This window comes from Paenibacillus sp. FSL L8-0638 (assembly GCF_038593075.1).
GTDB lineage: Bacteria > Bacillota > Bacilli > Paenibacillales > Paenibacillaceae > Paenibacillus > Paenibacillus polymyxa_D.
In genome coordinates this window covers 4,308,795-4,330,155 of sequence record NZ_CP151960.1, presented here as the reverse complement: position 1 = coordinate 4,330,155, position 21,361 = coordinate 4,308,795, and the positions used below count along the sequence as shown (strand labels likewise).

General features: G+C 47.0%; 18 protein-coding genes. 17 read left to right on the top strand and 1 reads right to left on the bottom strand.

The annotated features are described in order from the left end of the window. Nucleotides 1-97 precede the first annotated feature (97 nt). From MKY35_RS19315 to MKY35_RS19295, 5 genes are all read left to right on the top strand, one after another. Entirely contained in the window at nucleotides 98-346 is a 249-nt protein-coding gene (locus MKY35_RS19315) for a hypothetical protein (protein ID WP_342444578.1), read from the top strand. A 42-nt stretch (nucleotides 347-388) separates the two neighbouring features. Next, the gene (locus MKY35_RS19310; RefSeq protein ID WP_342444577.1) at nucleotides 389-2,050 is read left to right on the top strand and encodes a sensor histidine kinase; all 1,662 of its coding nucleotides are present in this window, start codon (nucleotides 389-391) and stop codon (nucleotides 2,048-2,050) included. Beyond that, complete coding sequence (locus MKY35_RS19305; protein ID WP_342444576.1) at nucleotides 2,047-2,811, top strand: LytTR family DNA-binding domain-containing protein; 765 nt, start codon at nucleotides 2,047-2,049, stop codon at nucleotides 2,809-2,811. Before MKY35_RS19310 ends, MKY35_RS19305 begins: the two co-directional genes overlap by 4 nt. A 190-nt stretch (nucleotides 2,812-3,001) precedes the next feature. Beyond that, the gene (locus tag MKY35_RS19300) at nucleotides 3,002-4,255 is read left to right on the top strand and encodes an OFA family MFS transporter (RefSeq protein WP_322252130.1); all 1,254 of its coding nucleotides are present in this window, start codon (nucleotides 3,002-3,004) and stop codon (nucleotides 4,253-4,255) included. A 177-nt stretch (nucleotides 4,256-4,432) separates the two neighbouring features. Next, on the top strand, nucleotides 4,433-5,344 hold the full coding sequence (locus MKY35_RS19295) for a serine/threonine-protein kinase (protein ID WP_029515684.1): 912 nt from the start codon (nucleotides 4,433-4,435) through the stop codon (nucleotides 5,342-5,344). Between the two features lie 43 nt (nucleotides 5,345-5,387). Here the strand turns inward: MKY35_RS19295 and MKY35_RS19290 are convergent, their stop codons facing one another. Beyond that, nucleotides 5,388-7,475, bottom strand: a complete 2,088-nt coding sequence (locus MKY35_RS19290; RefSeq protein ID WP_342444575.1) for a vWA domain-containing protein — start codon at nucleotides 7,473-7,475, stop codon at nucleotides 5,388-5,390. Between the two features lie 639 nt (nucleotides 7,476-8,114). On the opposite strand from MKY35_RS19290, the gene MKY35_RS19285 reads away from it, so the two are divergent. The 12 genes from MKY35_RS19285 (at nucleotide 8,115) to MKY35_RS19230 (ending at nucleotide 21,305) form a co-directional block, all read left to right on the top strand. Continuing rightward, nucleotides 8,115-10,283, top strand: a complete 2,169-nt coding sequence (locus MKY35_RS19285; RefSeq protein WP_023989860.1) for a hypothetical protein — start codon at nucleotides 8,115-8,117, stop codon at nucleotides 10,281-10,283. 119 nt (nucleotides 10,284-10,402) lie between these two features. Further along, nucleotides 10,403-10,828: a hypothetical protein gene (locus MKY35_RS19280; protein ID WP_013311475.1), complete on the top strand. Its 426-nt coding sequence runs from the start codon at nucleotides 10,403-10,405 to the stop codon at nucleotides 10,826-10,828. A 130-nt stretch (nucleotides 10,829-10,958) separates the two neighbouring features. Continuing rightward, complete coding sequence (locus MKY35_RS19275; protein WP_340956512.1) at nucleotides 10,959-11,408, top strand: DnaJ domain-containing protein; 450 nt, start codon at nucleotides 10,959-10,961, stop codon at nucleotides 11,406-11,408. 32 nt (nucleotides 11,409-11,440) lie between these two features. After that, on the top strand, nucleotides 11,441-11,989 hold the full coding sequence (locus MKY35_RS19270; protein ID WP_069012493.1) for an FHA domain-containing protein: 549 nt from the start codon (nucleotides 11,441-11,443) through the stop codon (nucleotides 11,987-11,989). 67 nt (nucleotides 11,990-12,056) lie between these two features. Next, a complete protein-coding gene (locus MKY35_RS19265) occupies nucleotides 12,057-12,584 on the top strand; it encodes an FHA domain-containing protein (protein ID WP_028542470.1) in 528 nt (175 codons plus the stop codon). A 35-nt stretch (nucleotides 12,585-12,619) separates the two neighbouring features. Further along, a complete protein-coding gene (locus tag MKY35_RS19260; protein ID WP_342444574.1) occupies nucleotides 12,620-13,450 on the top strand; it encodes a protein phosphatase 2C domain-containing protein in 831 nt (276 codons plus the stop codon). 22 nt (nucleotides 13,451-13,472) lie between these two features. Further along, nucleotides 13,473-15,350: a serine/threonine protein phosphatase gene (locus tag MKY35_RS19255; RefSeq protein WP_342444573.1), complete on the top strand. Its 1,878-nt coding sequence runs from the start codon at nucleotides 13,473-13,475 to the stop codon at nucleotides 15,348-15,350. A gap of 44 nt (nucleotides 15,351-15,394) precedes the next feature. Beyond that, nucleotides 15,395-16,714, top strand: coding sequence for a hypothetical protein (locus MKY35_RS19250; protein ID WP_029515678.1), 1,320 nt, complete (start codon nucleotides 15,395-15,397; stop codon nucleotides 16,712-16,714). Further along, nucleotides 16,711-17,400 (top strand): iron-dependent peroxidase, encoded by a 690-nt coding sequence (locus tag MKY35_RS19245; protein ID WP_134902813.1) that lies wholly within the window; start codon nucleotides 16,711-16,713, stop codon nucleotides 17,398-17,400. The genes MKY35_RS19250 and MKY35_RS19245 overlap by 4 nt, the downstream gene beginning before the upstream one ends. A 31-nt stretch (nucleotides 17,401-17,431) precedes the next feature. Then, nucleotides 17,432-20,083 (top strand): molecular chaperone, encoded by a 2,652-nt coding sequence (locus tag MKY35_RS19240; RefSeq protein ID WP_342444572.1) that lies wholly within the window; start codon nucleotides 17,432-17,434, stop codon nucleotides 20,081-20,083. A gap of 62 nt (nucleotides 20,084-20,145) precedes the next feature. After that, complete coding sequence (locus tag MKY35_RS19235) at nucleotides 20,146-20,658, top strand: RDD family protein (RefSeq protein ID WP_342446673.1); 513 nt, start codon at nucleotides 20,146-20,148, stop codon at nucleotides 20,656-20,658. Nucleotides 20,659-20,726: 68 nt separating this feature from the next. Continuing rightward, complete coding sequence (locus MKY35_RS19230) at nucleotides 20,727-21,305, top strand: RDD family protein (protein ID WP_342444571.1); 579 nt, start codon at nucleotides 20,727-20,729, stop codon at nucleotides 21,303-21,305. The last annotated feature ends 56 nt before the right edge of the window (nucleotides 21,306-21,361 follow it).

The following is a 21,361-nucleotide window of genomic DNA, read 5'->3' as shown; positions in this document are numbered from 1 at the left end:
ATGGAGATCGTATTTCTAGAAGCTATAATTAGATGGAAGTTGATGGTATAATTTGTGGCAGTTTAAATGCTTTGTAATTAAGGGGGGATAAATTCTTATGGAGCTTAAATATTTGTTAGTCGGCGTGTTGAGCCTAATAGGTAGTGGAGTGATATATACAATGGAGCGCTTTATGTCCGTCGTTTATTGGGCTGCGGATTCCGTCCCTGTTAAATTGAAAGGTTCTGGCATGTCTATGCTGGAACCTGATATGCCGGGTTTTGCTGACAATATATTTGTTATTATTTTATTTGTATGTGGCTTGATGATACTTGGGTATGGTGTGTATGAACGACGTACACGATAACAACTATGTAGGCATATCCGTTTTTATTTGGGAGGAACGCATGTGAATGCCTTGTTGGAAATGCTGATGCAGCTATTTGAGCGCGCAGCGTTGTTGCTGATTTGTTTATTTTTTATTACACGTATCCCCCGATTTAAGGAAACCTTGCAAAAAAACAGTCATTCTCCGGCAGAGCTGGCCATACTAACATTGATTTTTTGCATGTTTGCACTGTTTGGCACCTACACCGGGATTGAAGTTGAAGGTTCGCTTGTTAACGTTCGAATCATAGCAATTATGGCAGGCGGTATTTTGTTTGGACCCTGGGTTGGGATCGTTACAGGTATTATATCGGGTATCCATCGTTATCTGATTGATATCGGGGGAGTGACCTCGATTCCGTGTCTGATTACGAGTATTCTGGCAGGTGTGGTGTCAGGATACATCGGCCGCCGGGTCAATCGTTCCAAGAGATGGCTGGTCGGTATCGCCGCAGGTATGGTCTGCGAAGCGTTGACGATGCTGCTCATTATGGTGATGGCACAACCCCATAGCCTTGGAGTGGACATCGTTTCCAAGATTGGTCTACCGATGATTATCGGAGAAGTCAGTATCGGTTTAATCGTTCTGTTGATCCAGAGTGTGGAGGGGGAAAAGGAGAATATCGCGGCCAGACAGGCCAAGCTGGCACTGGATATTGCCAATAAGACGTTGCCTTATTTTCGCTCCATTAATGCGGAATCCTTGCATACCATTTGCTCGATCATAAAAGAAGATATCAAGGCAGACGCGGTAGCGATTACCGATACCAGAGATGTGCTGGCCTATGTCGGTTTTGGCGAAGAGCGTTATCACATCGGAGATGAGATCATTAGCGATGTGACTAAATCGACGATTCGCAGCGGTAAAATCACGATTCGCAACCATATTGCAGATGATAAAACACCCCAAATCCAGTCTCTGCTCATTATCCCGTTAGAGGAGCGGGGAGAAGTAACTGGCACCTTGAAGATTTACTATCGCAAAGCTTATAAAATCACGTATCCGTTGCAGACGATGGCGATTGGCTTGTCTCAAATCATTTCCACGTTAATGGAAGTGTCGCGTGTGGAGCAAATTAAGGAAGCGGCGAATAAAGCCGAGCTAAAGGCGCTCCAAACGAAAATTAATCCCCATTTTCTGTTTAACGCGCTGAACGCCATTGCCTCTACGACACGTACCAAGCCGGATAAGGCACGAGAGCTGATCATTAATTTATCGGGCTATCTGCGCTATAATTTGGAGCTGAATGATGATTTGATCGAAATTCATAAAGAGCTTCAGCAGGTGTCTGATTACGTGGAAATCGAAAAAGCACGCTTCGGCAACCGGCTTCAGGTAGAGTATGTAATGGATGAGGTGTCTGTGCGTATTCCAAGTCTTATTATCCAGCCCCTGGTTGAGAATGCGATTAATCACGGAATCCTCAAGAAAAAGGGGTCAGGTACAGTTACTATTTCTGTAAAGGATCGTGGAGAAAAGGTGCGTATTTCTGTGGCAGATACCGGGGTAGGTATACGCGATGATGTTGTGGATAACCTGTATCATGATCGGGTTCCGGCTAAACAGATCGGCTTGTACAATGTGCATAGACGACTCAAGCTTATGTACGGCGAAGGAGTTATTATTCTGAAGCATGAGCCGGGCACCGAAGTTTATTTTGACATACCAAAGGAGAAGTTATGAAGGCCATAATTGTAGAAGACGAACTTCCGGCGCGTGAAGAGCTGGAGTATCTTATTCAGACTCATAGCAACATTGAGGTGACCGATAGTTTCGAGGATGGGCTAGATGTGTTTCGGTTTCTGCAAGATCAGGAGACGGATGCGATCTTTCTGGACATTAATATTCCTTCATTGGACGGGATGCTGCTGGCACAGAACATTAGCAAATTTGCCAAAAAGCCCTATATTATTTTTACGACCGCCTATAAAGAACATGCGGCGCAGGCTTTTGAACTGGAGGCGTTCGACTACATCCTCAAACCCTATGATGAAAAACGGATGGCATCTATGCTGCGTAAGCTGGAAAATGCTTATGAGCAGCAGAACGTTCCAATACAGGAACCTGTCCAGACGGCGCAACCCCGAGCTGCTGAAGCCAGTACGGTTGCTGCGCCGGGTCGAATAAATCTGCTGAAAAATGACAAAATTATTGTAACGGATGCGAACGATATTTACTATGCGTGTGCGCAGGAAAAGGTGACCCGTGTCTTTACAAGGCACGAAGAATATACGATGCCGATGAGCATTTCGGAATTTCATGCCAGGCTACCACAGCAGGACTTTTTCCGCTGTCACCGATCGTACACGGTGAATCTGTCGCAGATCCGTGAAATTGTACCTTGGTTTAATCATACGTATCTCTTGCGTTTGCGTGGACTAGAAGCTGAAATTCCGGTAAGCCGTAGCAAGGCCAAGGAATTTCGGCAAATTATGCGACTTTAAAGGCATTTCATTCCGCTATATGTGCATTTCATTCCTCAAACGATTTCTGGCTAACATGCAGGGTTATAATAATCCGTGTAGAGAGAATCCTTACAGACTTGCTCCTCCACAGGCGCAAAGCGTACTGGATTCCCGGTTATCATAATAACAAATTGACGCTGTAGAGCCGGAATGAAAAGAGGAGATTGAAATGAAAACAAACAGCGGAAATCGTTGGCTTGTCGTACTTGGAACAATAATTGTCCAGATGGGATTAGGAACCATTTACACATGGAGTTTATTTAATCAACCGTTGGTGGACCGCTTTGGCTGGAACCTCAGTTCGGTTGCCATTACATTTTCAATTACCAGTTTTGCACTGGCGTTTGCTACGTTATTCGCAGGCAAACTACAGGATAAATGGGGACTACGTCGTTTGATTTTGTGTGCAGGTGTCGTGTTAGGAGCAGGTCTCATGCTCAGTTCGCAGGTAACATCGCTGTCCCTGCTTTACATTTTGGCGGGTATTGTCGTAGGTTTTGCGGATGGAACGGCATATATTACATCACTTTCGAATCTGATTAAATGGTTTCCTGAGAAAAAAGGACTTATTTCCGGTATTTCGGTTGGGGCATATGGAACAGGCAGTCTTTTATTCAAGTATATTAATGGTTCGTTGATTCAGTCCGTTGGCGTATCGCAAGCATTTTTATATTGGGGAATGATCGTGCTGATCATGATTGTGGGTGGTTCTTTCCTGGTAAAAGAAGCTGTAGTCGTGAACAAGCCTTCGGTACAAAATGGGGTTGTACAGCGGGACTACACCGTTAAAGAAATGCTGCGCACCAAGCAGGCATACCTGCTGTTCGTCATGTTCTTTACCGCTTGTATGAGTGGTCTCTACCTGATTGGAGTCGTCAAAGATATCGGCGTACGGATGGCCGGCCTAGATGTAGCAACAGCCGCGAATGCGGTCGCTATGGTCGCTATTTTCAACACGGCAGGTCGGATCATTTTAGGTGCGCTATCGGATAAAGTAGGTCGTCTGAAAGTAGTAGCGGGTGCTCTATTAACAACGGCGGTTGCAGTTACAGTGCTGAGTCTATTACCGCTGAATTATGGTTTGTTCTTTGCCTGTGTAGCAGGAATTGCTTTTTGCTTCGGCGGCAACATTACAGTCTTTCCTGCCATCGTAGCTGATTTCTTCGGTCTGAAAAATCAAAGCAAAAACTATGGTATTGTGTATCAAGGCTTTGGCCTCGGTGCGCTGGCGGGATCATTTATCGCAGCCTTGCTCGGCGGATTCATCCCTACCTTTACTACGATTGCTGTGCTGTGTGTCGTATCGTTCCTAATTGCCCTCACCATTCGCACTCCGGAACAAGGTAAAGGCAAACTGCGCAGTGAACGGAAGAAAAATACGAACAGTGTGCGCAGCATGAAGCCCGGAACGAAACTGGGATAAGCGATTTGAGAAAAAAGAACCAGATGAATGCCAAAAGACCTGTCATCATTTCTCTGTGGGAGATTATGGCAGGTTATTTGTTTTTCCAATAATCTATTTTACGGTATAATGAAAAGATGTGTAATAAGCCGATATATACAAAAGACATAAGCTAAGAACCTGACAGGAGGACGAGTCATGATCGTGGATACAAGCGGGAATCTGCTTGCCCGCAATACGAAGCTGCGAAATACATATCAAATTCGAAGCGCCTTGTCCCGCAGTGAGCTGGCCATCGTGTATACGGCAAGGCTGTTGGATAACCGAGAAAAGGTCATTGTGAAGGAATTTTTTCCGAACGCACTGGCTTTGCGGGGGATGGATCGAAAAACGGTCACTTGCGGTGCTTCTATGCAATCCAAATACGTGGAGTTTATGCATTATTTTTTGCGTGAAGGGCAAATGTTGAAGGAGTTAAGTCACCCGGGAATTGTCGGTTATATAGATCACTTTGAGGAAAATGGAACTGCCTATCTGGTCATGGAATACTGTGCAGGCAAGACCTTGGATCGAATGATGAAAGAAGAGGCTGCGCCAACGTATGACCCCACTTTTTTGTACCATACGCTGCTACCTTTAATTGATGCCATGGAGTACATTCATGACAAAGGAATTATTCATCGGGATATTAAGCCGGGCAACATTATGATTGGGGAAAATGGCAACGTCAAGCTGATTGATTTTGGTTCGGCTGTGCATTTTGAAGGCAAAGAGCATCCGATTTTCACCACAGCGGGCTATTCTCCGCTGGAATTTTATTCTAATCGTTCGCAGCAGGGACCTGTGTCGGATATCTATAGTTTGGCCGCTACGCTGTATTATTGCCGAAAAGGAACACCTCCGCCAGATGTGCCAGGCCGATTATTTGCAGATCATGCTGAGCGGATTCAGATTGAAAATGCGGGACTTTCTCTGCTGCCGTATGTCATTCGGCGTGGTCTGGAGGTACAGGCTAACAAGCGCTGCCGCTCACTTCGATGGTTTAAAGCCGCACTACGTGCGGAATATTGGATAAAAAAAGGGAAGCGCCCTACTCTTACGGTTCGTTAATCGTAAGAGACGGTGCTTCTCTTTTTTTACGTTGTGACGGACATTATCCTGTCGGAGCTTGGATATGGTCGGTGTACACTGAAGTATTTGGTTTAATCGCTTTGTATCGCAGCTCGATTTCAGTGACACCATCCTCGAATGTAATGTACAGTTTGTCACTGTACTCCATGACCGCTTTTTTGTTGCGAGCTAATCTGATCTTTCCATGCTGTAAGGCACAGCGTGTATCATGTTTCACGATCAGGCTCCCTTTTTTACCTGCGGAAAATAGGATCCGTTCCGCTTCTGGCAACGGTTCGTGAACGTCAAGCGTACGGAACAACTCCTGCAAGCTGACCTTACGACCCGGAAAGGAGGTGAGCGGCCAAGATTTTACCGGAATCTCCTGCCCACTTGCTGTAGCGAGAAAATATCCTTCGATTCTTCCGGCAAACTGCGGCTTCGGCCGCAAGAACCAATACAGAAGAGCGGCTACCACGATACTGATGGCTACTGTCCATTTAATGGCTGTATACCGAGATTGTACGGTAACGGTTAGTGTAGCGCTGCTGGATGCTCCTTCCGGATCGGTGGCAGTAATCTTTAGCTGAGAGTCACCTGTGCGGAGCTCGGATAGCAGCAGATCATTACCGTTAATCTCAGCATGGATCGCATCCCCAGAGGCTTCTGAATCCAACTTATAGTTCAGCCTGTCATGATTCGGGTCAACAATAAAATCCGATACACTTCGACGGGAATCACCGTCTTCTTTCACCAGGTGAATCGTCAGGTCTTTTAAGACCTGTGGCGCTGCATTGGCCGCGTGAACTTTATGTACAGTTCCCTTACGGTACCATTGCGGACTATCCAGAGATAGCTGCCATGTATAATCCCCGGTTTGAGGGAACGCATATTCGGTATGGAAGGCTCCTGACTTATAGGTCATAGGCACCTTTTTGGCTGTGCCCCCCTTTGGAGTAACAATAATATGGGCTTGGAGAGACGTATATACGGATTCATCCGTAAGCTTTTGACTGTCGGGTAACAGGAGCTGAGCTTGAAACGGTGTGGCTTGACCTTTCAGCAACTGCACAGGCTTGTCGCCATGAGTTGCCGATGCTTGCTTTCCTCCCATGGTTGCTTCGGCTTCCAGTCGGTAGCTGCCAAGTAAATTGATTTTCACCAAATCCCCGCGTATGCCCCGTAGTTTCAACTTCACTTTGCCTGCCTGTGGATGCTCGATTTTTAAAATCGCATATCGGCTCGACTTGTACCTGCGGACATTTTCTGAATTGGAATATAGCTGTGTTTCCAGAAGGGGATGCTCCGACAAAAGCACCAGATTGGCTTCCTCCATACTGGAATCAGGTAGAGTTACAGTTAATTCCTGCATCTCGCCAGTGGTCGTAATTGCAGCAATTGGAACGAGCTTGGAGCGAATTTGACTGGCGAAAATACGGTTCAGAATTTCCGGCAGATCCTCGGCACTACTCGTAATAAAAGAAGCTCCACCCGTTTGAGAAGCGATCCGTTCGAGTTCTTGTCGGTTCACTGTGCCATCATGGTTCAGACCAATCGTGTACACCGGATATCCTTTGGTCTGTGCAGATTTGATGACAGAGGATACATCGTTATTGGAGTCACCTTTGGATCGGGAACCAGAGGAGGCACCAAAATCAGTCTCTCCATCTGACAATAGAATCATAAAAGGCTGACGCCCTTGGGATGCTCCTGCCGCTAGTAGCTCCGAGCCTTTGCGCAACCCAAGTCCCAAATCCGTATAACCGGAACGGTTAAGTGTTCTGATTTCCTGCTGGATCTGGGATTTTTGCGCTGCCACGGCAATCGAAGTTAGTGGTTTCGAGGCGACCACGTGGTGATTGTAGGCAACGAATCCGACGCGTGTGCGGTCTGCATCACTCAAATCCATAAACATATTGATGACTTCCGCGGCAATGCCCTCTGGATCGGTATCCCTCATGGAATAACTGGTATCCAATACAAAAACGGCATCATAACCCTCGATCGGGACAGCACCTAAAGATGCTGCATTAGCCTGATTTACAGTGCAAATGCCCCCATTTAAGCCCATTTGTAAAAATAGTACAAAAGTCATGAAAACGATAATTCCTAGTTTCCTTATTCTGAACATAAGCTCCTCCATCGCCGAGGCCAACATGGGGGATCAACTCTCCTAATCCTTGGGATATAAGGGATAAAGGATCAAAACAGCTGATAAACCTCACATTAGCCATGAATTTGATTCTTTTACGCTTATCAGAAATATCCAATGGACTTCTATCGGTAATTGAGTTCCATTTGTGAATATTTCCCTGAAGAAACAGGTCTAACATATCATAAAAATTACGTATTCACGCATAAAATGAGTCAAAATGCCCTGTTTCAATCTGAGACTACAGAAATTGACAAAACTGAAGGATGCTTTGTATGATAGCTCTCGTATCAACGGCAAAAATTGGGATTGAAGTTAGGAATACGAAATCATAAATTTAAAATTTCTGTGTTATCTGACTTTGTGATTTTAGAAATACATCTCATTTGCATGCTTTGCCGTTAAAAGCCGAATAACGCTTCGGACCGATTTTCGAGGTTACATGCCTGTACCGTAAATGTGGTATAAGCTCAATCCTTTGACGAATTTAAATGTTAAGTAGGGGGGAGGAGGCAAAAGAACTAAAAATGAGTATTCGTCCGTTTCAAATTGGACATCCCGTGTCCGTATATGGAGCAATGGACCTATAACTCATACTTTATTCATTTGCCGACAGCGATGGAAATCATTTATCAAACCAACCGGACAATGCTTTTTGAAGAGATTAACCCGGAAAAGCTGGACCTGATCACCATAGTAGGTGATGTGAAGGGTATTGACAGCTTGAGCGATGAGAAGATCAAGGAAATTAATCAGCACCTTCTGGTGCGCAGCTTTGACGAATTTTTGGATAAGTTTTCGCCGACCGTGTATTCGTTTTTTAACGCGGCCAATCAAAAAGTCGTCTACACCCTTAAAAAGCCAGAAGGAATTGATGAGGATAGCATTTCTGAAATTCGTGTAAATCAAAGTAATGACTTTCTGAAAATGTTGTTTACGCTCATCGATACCAAGCGGAGTCAAGGAATCACTAATGTAGATTTCAAATTTGAAAATCTGCTGGATATGATTTCACCGAAAAAGGTCATGGATGATATTCGCCAAGTCCGCAAAGAAATTCACTATATGTACGGTGAATACGACAAGCTGGATGATGGTGACCCGAAGAAACTTGACATGGGTGACAAGCTGAATGGCATGTTCGAGGAAGCGAGTCAAAACTACAACAACGTTATGGCTATGCTCCCACTGGCAATTGAGGACATCAAAACCCGCCTTCTGCTCGGTGGCGCGCAAGAGGAAAACTCCGGTGAACTGATTCAGGTGGGCATGCTCTCCATTGGGGAAAGCGGCGAACTGAAAATTATTGAAGCGCCGAAGAGTGACAGCACTGAGCTGATGTTGTTGGATGAGAACAGCACTGGCGATCTCTCTCAAGTATTCGAAGAAGATTATAACTCTATCACAGATACGCCTTCTGATTATGTGAAGGATTTGGTAGTTCGCACGTTTGTGCCACTGCCAGCTGTTCAGACCAAGGTGGATACAGCAGTTGAGGTTCAGAACTACAACACGTATCTGGAGTTCTATAAAAATGCCAAGGACGATTTCGTAAAGGCGGTTAAGCCGCTTGTGGAAAAAATTCTCGGTGTCAAAATGTTCTTCGATCAATATGCAACGAAGAGCAAAGGCATGCTGCCGACAATGCTGGTGGCGAACAACAAGCTGGACATGCTGGTAAAAAGCAGCAATATCCCGCGCCTGGAAACGTACCTGAACACTGTGAATGCTAAGAATGAATTCAGCGACACGATCTGGTTCGGTATCGTTCCATCCGTCGAGCTGGAAGCAGCCGGTAAGGTAAAGGTTTCACGTGAACGCTTCAAGGGCAACGAGAAGGTCGTTAAGCAGGGCGGAAATTCTATGGAATCGCTCTCGATGCTGCTGCAAGTCGTGAAGGATTACAAAATTCAAATGTTCTTTAATTTTGAATCCGGTGAAGAAACGACTTTCAACAGTATGGCAACAGCAGGCATCGATAAATATGTCGATAAATGCGCCAGTCTCGTTCGCAGAGAATATAGCGAATTTGCAATTCCTTGTGTACCGAACTTTACGATTATTCCGAAGGACAAATCGGGTGTCATTATCGACAGCAAAATGCTACAGACCGAAGATGGTGTACAGCTCTCTAAGGAGAAAGAGGATATTCTCAAGCTGTGGATCGAGGGCGTTTATGTAGGTGCAGCCTACGTTGCCGCCGGGTTGGTCGCTTCCTATCAGTGTCCTGAATACCTGCGTGAGACGTTCAAAACGGTCAATAAGAACTTCCCTGGCGTACGCTTCGACATCGAAGCAGGAGACAACAGTCTGCGCACGGTAACGACGATGGCCAAGGAGATCACCGGTTTCACTAACACGATCAAGGATGCCATCAACCGTAAAAACTTCGGCTTTGTATTCTCGTCGGAGAATGCACAGATCCAGGATAAGGATATCCGCCGGATTACCGTCTACAAGGCGAGAAGCATGGCGATGTCCGAGGACGGTTTTGACTCCATCTACAAGACGCTGGTCAGCACGTATATTGAACGTATTCTGCGCTACCAGACAGGGGACTTCAAACACGAAAATATCGTCCGCTTCTTCAGTAACAATCCGAGCAGCCAGAAGAGCAAGTGGCTGAGCAGCAGAGGATCTGTTAACTCGATCATTCAGGACGGAGACGATATGAGCTTCATTATTGATGAGAAAAGCAATATGTGCCATATCGACCTGGTCTTCAACGGTAATGTGAAGAACCTGGAAGTCATGATCACTAAAGGAACCAGCTCGGTCAAATCATGATCCGAGCCCTACGAAAGATGTTAGAGGCGTTTCTTTCCAGAACCGCCTTTATACATAAATCGCGAAGAAGCTCTGCTTCTTCCGCCATCATATTACCTAATTTCAAGGAGGCAACACACATGGGATTCAGATTGAAAGTAGAAGGACAAGAAACAATTGAGCTGGGCTTGGATAACATCCAAACGGTTATTTATGACACCGATACACCGGACGATTCCAATGCACGCTCCACTGACGTAGGCTCCACGCTGCGCATCAGCGGCAAAATCATCACAGCAGTAGACGGTGACAGCGCGGATGACACGCTGAAACTGGCTTTGTGGTCTCTGGTTCCTGCTGAAAAAGCAGACAGCTACCGTAAAGTAACATTGGAAGTTATCGCAGCTGATCAAGTTGTGCGTAAAATCCACTTCCCGAATGCTTTCGTTGTAGACTACAACGAGCACTTCGGCGACACAGAAGGTGTAGGTGCATTTACACTCTACATCAAACAAAAGAAAGACAAAACCGAGCTGGCTACAATCGACGGCGGATATCCGGTTTAAGCTTAACGTCTTCACGTTAAGTGCAGCTTAAACACACACTCACCCGGCACACAAGTGCAGGGTGGATAAATATTAAGAGGCCTACGGGTCTCTTAATATTTATTTTTTTCGGAGAGGGGAACATCACACAATGACCAACTACTATGAGCTGCTCGGTGTCAGCCGGGATGCTTCGGAGGCAGAGATTAAGCAGGCTTACCGTAAACTGGCCAAAAAGTATCATCCTGATACCAACCAGGGAAGCGAGGAAGCAACGCGCAAGTTCAAGCTGATTCACGAGGCTTACAATACCTTGCGTGACGAAGCATTGCGGCAGGCATACGATGCCGAGCTCATCCGAAAAACTGAGGGAGCTGGCGGGGAACAGCAAGAGAGAGGGAGAGGGGCTACATCTTCCGGTGGTGCGCGTACGACAGCCAAAGGATTCAATCCAGCTGACATAGGAACTGATTTTGAGCAATTTTTTGGTTTTCATCCGAAAACGAAGGAAGGCTCACCAGGGAAAAAAACGAAAAAATCCGGTGATCCGACGGATACCTCAGCGATGTTTAACCAATTTTTTGGTATTCGTAAAAAATGATGATTTCAGGATAGAAATGGGGGAAGCAAGCAGTGAAAACGGCGCAGAACAGATGGGTTTTCATCATAGATGTTGCCATGTTCGGGCTGATGCTGGCGATCGCCTTTTATGTGTTTAATCGTACAGGCTACAGCGGTTTGAAAACCGTGGTCGCGACAGGTATTGGAATCGGCGTGCTTGTATACATACTGCGCAATCTGGTGTCCGTTGTACCTGTGGCCAAGTCAAGGGCACAACGTCAGCGGATTGCCAAGCTGGTGTTGATTGATGAAGAGGGCGAGTCCATTAAAGAATGGTATATCGAAGGCGAAACGTCGCTCTTAATCGGCAAAACGACGTCACGTTCGGAGGCGGATATTGATTTGGCAGGTACAGATTATGCCTCCCTGATAAGTGTGGAACATGCGGTACTCAACCGGGTGAATAGCGACTGGTTTGTAGAGGATGTGGATTCCGGTAATGGTACAGGCTTGCGGTCTGCCAACGAAAGTGTAACCAAGAAGTTGGAAAGCGGTGAGCCATACCGGATTTACTCAGGTGACTTATTATATATTGCCAATACGAGGGTGCTCGTTAAATAGATGAGGATGCTGCAAAATTCTCAGATCGCTGAAAAGACAATCATGACAATGGGGGAAGGAACCGACTATGAGTTTGACAAGATGCCCGAACGGACACATGTTCAGTACACGAAAGCACGGAAATACGTGTCCTTATTGCAACACGGTAGTAAATATAGCTGCACCCAAGAGCGCGGAGCCAGCAGCGAAAACAAACGTCGCGGGAGATAATGACAAAACAATGCCGTATTTGGGTGAGACGGTGGGGATTCATCCGGTAACTGGATGGCTGGTATGCATCGAAGGAGCACAAGTGGGTCAGGACTATCGCATTATGGCGGAGAAGAACTTTATTGGACGCGCAGAAGAAATGCATGTCCGCATTATCGGGGACAACACGATTTCTCGCAGAAATCATGCGGTCATTGTGTATGATCCGAAGAAACGCAACTTTTACTTGCTGCCAGGCGATTCATCAGGTTTGGCGTACCACAATAACGAGGCGGTATATTCACCAGCAGAGCTGGCTGCCTATGACGTGATTCAGCTGGGACACAGCAAATTTATCTTTATCCCGCTGTGTGGCGCCCATTTTGAGTGGGATAACGAAAACTAGGATGGAATTGGGCAATGGTGCAGGGAGGTAACGATATGCAGCCTTATTTTGTTGTAAGTGGAGCTGCGGTACTATTCGCTGTTCTTCTCATGATCCGTATACGACTGACGCGAAGTTCCGGCAGCCGTACCGTAAGTGGAATTGAAATCGGAAATGGTCAAACGATCGGGAGCCGGAGCGAGCAGGATGATTATTTCTCCAGTATGACGACACCTGTCGGTACGCTGGCTGTTGTCGCAGACGGTATTAGTGGACTGGCCAATGGACGTATGTCCAGTACCTTGGCTGTGACGACTTTTACAAAGGCATTTGCCAAGCTGGAAGATGCAACGAATTTGAACGGATATTTTGCAGAAGCGGCAACTCAAAGCAATCGCGGCATTTTGCAAAATTTGAATGGACAGGGTGGAGGAACGACGCTGGCTGCGGTCATTGTGTGCGGATATCAGCTGCATTACGGAGCGGTGGGTGACAGCCTGATTACGATTTACCGTAATGGTCATTTCCAAACAGTCAATTCCAAGCATACAGCAGAAACACTGCTGGAGGAACGAGTGCTTGCTGGACAAATGACCTCGGAGGAAGCCAAAACGAGTCCAGTGCGCAATCAACTGGTCAACTACTTGGGCTATGAGGGCTTTGAGAGCATGGAACTGGGGAGTGCACCGATTCGTCTGTATTCGGGCGATCATGTGCTGCTGTGCAGCGATGGCATTCAGGAGGCGCTGACGGAGATTGAATTGGAAGAGATTATGCGCAAGGATGGAACACCGCAGGAAACAGCGGATGCCATGATCGACGCCATTAATGATAAAGGCTTTAAAAGTCAGGATAATGCAACAGTACTTATTTTGGCGATAGGATGAAACAAGAAAGACGGGGGTAGCGATGCGCAAGGACAACAGCGATTTTAGTACCGCCTTTGTGTCGGAAGCGGGCTCTTACATAGACAACCGGGACTATTTTGCATTCATGGAGACGGACGACATGGCCTGTTATGTCCTCGCAGACGGTCTGGATTCGGATCAGGAGCTGCGCAGCGCAGAAATGGTTGTCAAAACGGTGCTGGAAAATTTCATGGAGAAGCCTTCCATGTCCAAGCGGCGCTTGATGAGAGATCTGCGTGAAGCGCAGGAATGGCTGCAATTTGAAAGCCGTCGTGTTCGGCTCAAAGCCAGTCTGCTGATGGTAGTGACCAACTACAACAAAATGGTGTACGTTTCGTGCGGTAATGTGCGGCTATATCATTTTCGCAATGGAAGGCTTAATTTTCGCAGCAAGGATCATAGTCTGGCTCAGTCATTGGCAGATGATGGACGCATTCCAGACGAAGCGACCAGCACACATGAGGAACGAGGTAATCTGCTGGAATACTTGGGAAATCCGAATGGAGTTCATGCCCATTACGCCAAAAAGACCCAGCTTGCAGATGGAGATGTAATCCTGCTTGCCACATCAGGGATGTGGGAGGACGTCGAGCTGGCGGAAATGCTGGGGGCGCTGGAGGAAGCGAAGGACCCGGTCATGCTGACGGACACATTGGAAGAGGTTCTGCTAAGCAAACAGCACCGGACGGTGAATAATTACACGGCTGCGGCCATTTATGTAAATAAAGTTTTTCAGGAAAAGCCTAAAAACCGCCGTAAGCTGATCAAACGGATTTTGATTGCGTTGCTCGCCTTTGTAATCGTGGGCGGGGGAGCATGGATTACACTGGCGCGTATGGCAGCGAACAAGGCGGCTGCGCTGGAAACGATGGTCGAATCGGCTCAGGCCGCGGATGATTATGCCAGGGCAGGAGATTATGCGAAGGCACTCAAGTCCTACAGTGAAGCGAAAAACGCGGCAGTTAAAATTAACGATAAAATTCACAAACGAATGTATACAGCCGAGCAGAAACTGTCTCAATTGCTGGTTGACGGAGACGGCTACGTGGAAAAGGCGGACTTTACCAAAGCTGAAGCCAGCTACGAGAAAGCACGGAAAAGCGCTGGTCTGTACCCGCCTTTCAATGTGAAGGATATTGAGCATAAAATCGACCAACTGGACAGCTATGCTGAGACGGCGAGCTGGATGAAGGACGGAGATTTGAAATTTCAGGGCGGCGATTACACGAATGCACTCAAGCTGTATAAAAAAGCAAATAAGGCTGCGATGGAATCCGGTTATACGTCTGCGCAAAAAGAACTGGAGAAGAAAATTACCGAGGCCAACGATAAATTGACAGCTATTCAGCAGCAGCTCAAGGAGATTCAAGCTGGCAAGCTTCAGGCTAAAGGAGATCGGATGATGAAGGATCTCGATTATGAAGGAGCCATTGATGCCTATAGCGGGGCACAGGAAATTTATCAGGAGATCGATAAGCTCGAAAGTGTTCTGGCATTGGAGCGGAGCATAGCCAAGGCGGAGGAAAAGCAGAGCGCTGAGCAGCAGAAAAACGGTCAGCTTCCTGCTGGATTGGGATTGTCTGACGGAGCGTTGAACGACACGGACGCAGGGGACGCAGCGAGTAATGCTACAGCTTCCGCTGCTGCAACCCCTGCTGCAGAATCGCAAACGAAGGCTACGCCAACGGCTTCAGCGGGAACTACACCCGCGAAGAAGGAAGTCTCTTCAGCGGCAAAAAATAGCGGTACGGGCGATGGAAATGCCTCTTCGGCCAAGGCGGGCACCAGCAAAGAACAAGGAACTGCTGATTCCGCTTCTAAAGCAGAAGGGGCGTCTGATTCAGAGAACCAAGATCGGGCTGCTGCGAACGGAAGTTAAGTTTTCATGTTCAATGAAGCTGGAGCCGAAAGGAGTGAGACGTCGTGAAAGAGCTGGTACAGGACCGTTTGAGCAAGATGGACGATTTGGAGCAGAGACGTTTATTGAAAAATATGATGGCGGGGGTATTTATGAACCTCGTCGAATATCAGGAAGAAATGACCCGCCAGCTAGAACGGCGGGTATTTGAGGAAATTGAGAATACGGAAGAAAAGATTGATGTGTACGTGTCATTGACATCACGTGAGGACTATGACCCGATTCATGAATTTTTATACCCTGTGTTACCGTCTGATACGGAGGAAAAGCAGATTGACATCAGCCATGTGGCAGAGGTGGTACGCGAAGGCGGATCGATGCCGCTGTTTACGCTTTTCCTTGAGATGGAGACCGAACGAATCTCAGCACTGGTGCGCAGCAAGCGAATTTTCTCAGGAATGTTGGTCACGGAAACCGGCAATTATCCGATTCGTTTTCGTCTGGAGCATAACCGTTCTTATATTTTAGAGATTGAGCAGTTATATCACACGTTTATGCAAAATGGCATGCCGTGGAAAACAATTAATCACCCGTACGCTTATAAGTTTGTGGACTGTGTATTGATTGGTGGAGACGGCGAGCCGGCCGCCCATGAAGAAATTCATGAAATTACAATTTCATTGGAGGAATTCGACGTTTTTAAGAAGGGCGACGTTTTTCCGCTTTGGAACATTGAAAGGCTATCTCTAAAGAACAGCGGCTTTCCTATACCCGCTATGGATCGTGTGAATTATGAGCATGTGCTACCTTTGCGAAAAACAGGTCCTGAGCATGGTTACTTGATTGACGGGACTGAAGGCGATATCCGGTATATCAAGCGTACAGAAGAGGAACTGACGATTGTCACACCACGTGATAAGTCTGGCGAATGGAATGTGTTGAAGGTTACGAAGCCTGTTACAACGAGACTTAGTCGTCAGACTTATCCGTTATTGTCCAATCGGCGACAGGACAGCTTTTTGGGCCGCTATGCAGGAAAACAGGCCGTGATTGTCCGTGCCAAAGCGGAAATCATGCGCATCGTAAACTCGTTTGAAGCAGCGCAGGGGCTTGAGCTGGAACGTGTAGACATCTGGGGAGGTGCAGGGAGAAATGATGTAAGCAACCTTTTAACCAAAACCCAGACGTATCCGTTAAATCCGTTTGTCAGCGATAACGTACGGACAGAGGAAGGCAAGCAGATCATGCGTTTGGGGTTCAGACGTGGTTCTGACGATGTTTTGCCCACCGCGCCTGCGTATATTTTATCCGATTTAATGAGCTTTCTAGTATCAGAAGTGCAGATGTATTTTCCGGAGTACAAGTGTGAAGGAGAATGGGTGTGAATTACGTCTGGGATTTGCTCATGCGCGCGAGGGAACAGGGGCTGGATGTAGATAAATTCCGCTTCGTACCCGCTGTCAGCTACTCTCCGTATATGGAGCTTAGTCTGGCAGAGTTGAATACTTCCCATTTGGAGCAGGTAGTGGAAATCAATCCGTACTACCGCTTTTATTCTATTTTTCGGGATCTGTTTCCACCGGATGCTGAAGAGTATCTAGAGCTGAGAGAATCGCTATTTGATATTATGATGCATTTCCTGGCGGAAATGGACTTGTATCAAGGGATGAATCGGCGGGAGTACCATATCCGGTTTGTTCAGCGTGATATTGCAGAGGGCATTTTTGGCCCGAAGGTAAAGGAAGGCTTTGGACAATTAAACCGTGAGGATCAGGACGCGATTGCTGAAGGATTGCTGCGCCTGTATGAAACGGGAGAAGCCGTACATCTGCTAAAAGAAACGATGCGGCGCGTCTTTCATCGCTCAATCATTTACACCAATTGTGAGGAAAAAGACGAATTACTCATCTATATCGGCCAAGAGGAGACACCATTGTCACGGATTAAAGTGGATTTGATTCTGGATTTGTTTCTTCCGGCACGTTTTACGACGGAATTGTATTGGACAAGTCATTTCGGCATTTTAGAGGAAGATCCTACGATGAAAATAGACGCTATCGCCCTCTATTAAGGCTAAATGGCTAAGAAAGGACATGTGAACGATGAACGGACCCTATACATACAGGTTGCTAGACCCGCTCACCGATCGAAAAAGCATACGCTTCACGGCGAAATACACGCGGGCGGAATTGGAGCAAATGACGACCTTTCAGTTACGCGGAATATGCGATAAGGAACGACTGGTCGAGGGCTTTGCCAATCGCCTGGCACGTGAAGAGTTGATTCGCGTGATTTTGCGATTTCGGAGCGCGGAAGAGCATTTACTCATCACAAGGCCGAATCCTGGCGGCTTTGAACGCATGGAATCGGCACTACAGCGAAACTGGAACGACCGTCGGCAGGAGAGCAGCGGCATCCGGGTTCCCGCCAAAATCACGCTGTATCAGGGTGTACGCACAGGTCGTATGGACAACTACCGGATTGAATCCGATTTGCCTTGGCTGAGCTCATCTAATGTGCTGCTGGTGAATGCAACAGGAGAACTGTGCGGTGTTTTGAACTTGGTGAAGGATGAGACACGAACAGGCGTATATTATCTTTCTCGTCATCGTGATGCTGAACTGCGAGAGACGTCCAATCATAGTTATAGCCTGCTGTTTCTGCGAAGACAGGAATCAGAATATTTTTATAACCTCTACTATGGAGATAAGCCGATGCTGCCGCTGAAGCTTCAAGGTCACCGGGTTCCGGTGGCAGAGCTGATCATTCGGGGCACGGAAACAACAGATGCGGTACTTGCGATTGATTTTGGCACCTCGAACACCACAGCAGGTGCTTATTTGGATAGCTCCTACGTTACGGCTCCTGATACAGGTATGAGCAGCACAGTAAGGCTGAACGCCATCAATTATGTGTCATTCCCCGGCCCAGAAGGAGCAGAAGGCGACTGGATCGAAGTATTGCCGACTGCTATTCGCGTCGCAGATTGCTCCAATCCAGAACATATCCTTTATGTATTTGGGGAGGATGCACTACGTGGATCTGACGTGGCAGGCAGCCGTGCAACAGTATTGCGGGGGATCAAGCGGTGGGTCAACGATTATAAGCGAATCGAGGAATTAATGGATTCCGAGGGGAATACAGCAACTGCTTCCCGCAATGATATTTTAGCTGCTTTTATCCGTTATGTGATTGCTACAGCCGAGCAGCAATTTAAGTGTCGGTTCCGCAACCTGCACTTTTCTGCTCCGGTCAAGCTACAGCCCCAGTTTATAGAGATGTTTAGTGATATTTTGCCTGATTACCGGATTGAAGCGGAGGATGCCCTGGACGAAGGGTTGGCTGTGCTGTACAACACGCTGGCAGACCAGATGGAACGAGGGACTTTTGCGGATGGTGAAGAATATCAGGCACTTGTCATTGATTGTGGTGGAGGCACGACAGATTTGTCTTCCTGCCGATTCCGAATTGAGGACGGACGTATTGCTTACAAGCTGGATATTCACACAACATATGAAAACGGGGATACCAATTTTGGTGGCAATAATCTGACGTATCGGATTATGCAGTTTATGAAAATTGTATTTGCAGGTTATTATGCTGCCGAGACGCGTTTGCCTGACACCGATATTGATGCCCTGATCGGCATTCCTTCGGGAGATTTGTACCGTCATGTGGATGAGTTTGGTGTAGATGCTGTATATGCGGGACTGGAGGAGCGCTACCGAGAGGCAGAGGCCATCTTGCCTACCGCGTTCAAACAGTATGAGCATGCTACACGGGATGAATATCAGCGGGTACTGAGTAATTTTCATCTATTGTGGAGCGCGGCAGAAAATATGAAAAAGGAATTTTTTCTACGTACGGGGATCTTGCGCAGCCGCTTCGAATCCGAGCAGGTATTATCTGCTGAAAGCGACCTGAACATTGCAGTGATGGACCGTTGGCTGGTTTCAGTCATCGAGAACGGACGGTTTCGTGATGAATATGGTTTGCCTGATGTGGTGTTTAACATTCGGGAGATACAGCAGCTTCTGAAGGCGGACATCTACAATATTGTGCGCAAGTTCCTGGATGAGTTTTATCTGGAGGGACGCTTGCAGGATTATTCGATTATCAAGCTAACCGGGCAATCCTGCCGGATTGACGTATTTCGCGAAGCACTCAAGGAATTTGTACCGGGGCGTAGTATCGAGTTTCGTCAAAAGGCAGAGGACCTCAGCCGGGTACCTGAGTTGAAAATGGCCTGTCTGCGCGGGGCTATCCGCTATCTGAACGCTAAAAAAATGGGCACGATTGAGCCTGTCATTACCAATCACATTCCGGCTATTCCGTACACAGTCAGCGCATGGACGCATACGGGGCGCGAAAAGGAGCTGATTGCGAGTTTGGAAAGCAACCGGGTACGCGGTTCTATTTCCCGGCCGTCTCATGCGGCTGAGGTGGAGTTCTTCCTGACGGCCGACGGCGGTAAGCTGCGTCAGCGCCATGTGTACCGTAGTCGGCCAGAAGCTTTTGAACCCATGCCGTATGAGGAAATTGCCGTGCTGTATGGGCGAGATATCCCGCAGGATGATACGGACTCCATCCGTAATGGGGAAACGAAATATTTTGTTTTTGTCGGGGATAGCCGCTGGGGCTTTTATGTAGTCCCGATTACTCGCCGAGATGAATTGCTGCATCTGGGTCCCAAACACTTTTTTGCCTTCGAGAATGATCTCTCCGAGCTGGATTTCTTTGACGGCACGAAATAGTAAATTAAGGGTTTTGCAAAATGCTGAAAACAGAAAAGTACACAACACTTGGAGGGGATAACGTGCTGTATGCAGGTTTTTGGAAACGAACTTTGGCTTATATCATCGATGGCCTTATTCTATGGTTTGTATTTTTAATATTTGGATTGATCTGGTTGGTAATTCGAACCTTAGGGGATTGGGTACCGTCTCCGGCAGAAAGCTCTTTGCTCTCAGACGGATCGTCTTCTATTGTTACCATGAAAATAATAGGACAGACCTTGCTGAATTGGGGAGCTATATGGCTATATTATGCGCTTATGGAATCATCCAAATGCAAAGCCACGGTGGGCAAGCTGGCTCTCGGCATCGTTGTAGTAGATGAGTTTAATCACAAGCTCAGCTTTGGACGTGCTAGTGCCCGCTACTGGAGTAAGCTTCTATCAGTTATCATTTTGTTCGCTGGCTTTATTATGGCAGCCTTTACGGCGAGAAAACAGGCTCTCCACGATCTGATTGCTCGTACCTATGTTGTGGACAAACGCGAGCTGAATTATATCCTTCGTGAGCAGGCTGGGCGCGGAGCTGGAATGTAACATTTAGGTTGGCACACAGATTCAAAGATTCTGATGAACAGCAGGCTTTAAACAGGAGGAGCAGCAGGATGTACGCTGGTTTTTGGAAAAGATTTTTAGCCCATTTGCTAGATTATACTATTTTATTTGTGACTATTCGTTTGATTGATACGTTGCCGTTTGTGACGATAGGGTTTGTCTCTGCGTTCGTAAAAATGCCGAATTTTTTGGAGTTTGTTTCACACTTAGACGATGTGTCGGTGAGAATTTTGGGAGCTATTATTATTTTTGGCCCTCTTTTATTGGATTGGCTTTACCACACCATCATGGAATCATCAAAATGCAGAGGAACGGTCGGCAAGCTGGCTGCGGGGATTGTCGTTGTGGATGAAAATAATGAAAAAATATCTTTCGGACGGGCCAACGCCCGCTACTGGGGTAAAATCATTAGCTTAGTCACTATATTTGTAGGGTATATCATGGCAGCTTTCACTGAAAAAAAGCAGGCGCTGCATGACAAAATCGCTCGTACCTATGTGGTGAACAAAAATTGGCTGGACTACTCTGAGTATATTAAGCAAAATCCATCGCTGACAGAGATGCCTGTCCCGGCTCCTGCACCCGGTGTGAATCGGTTGTCCGTTCCCTTGAATAAAGAAGAGCAGTAATGACGTCGCAGAGCGATCCGGCTGGCGCATAACGTTGCGAACGCAATGTCATTACT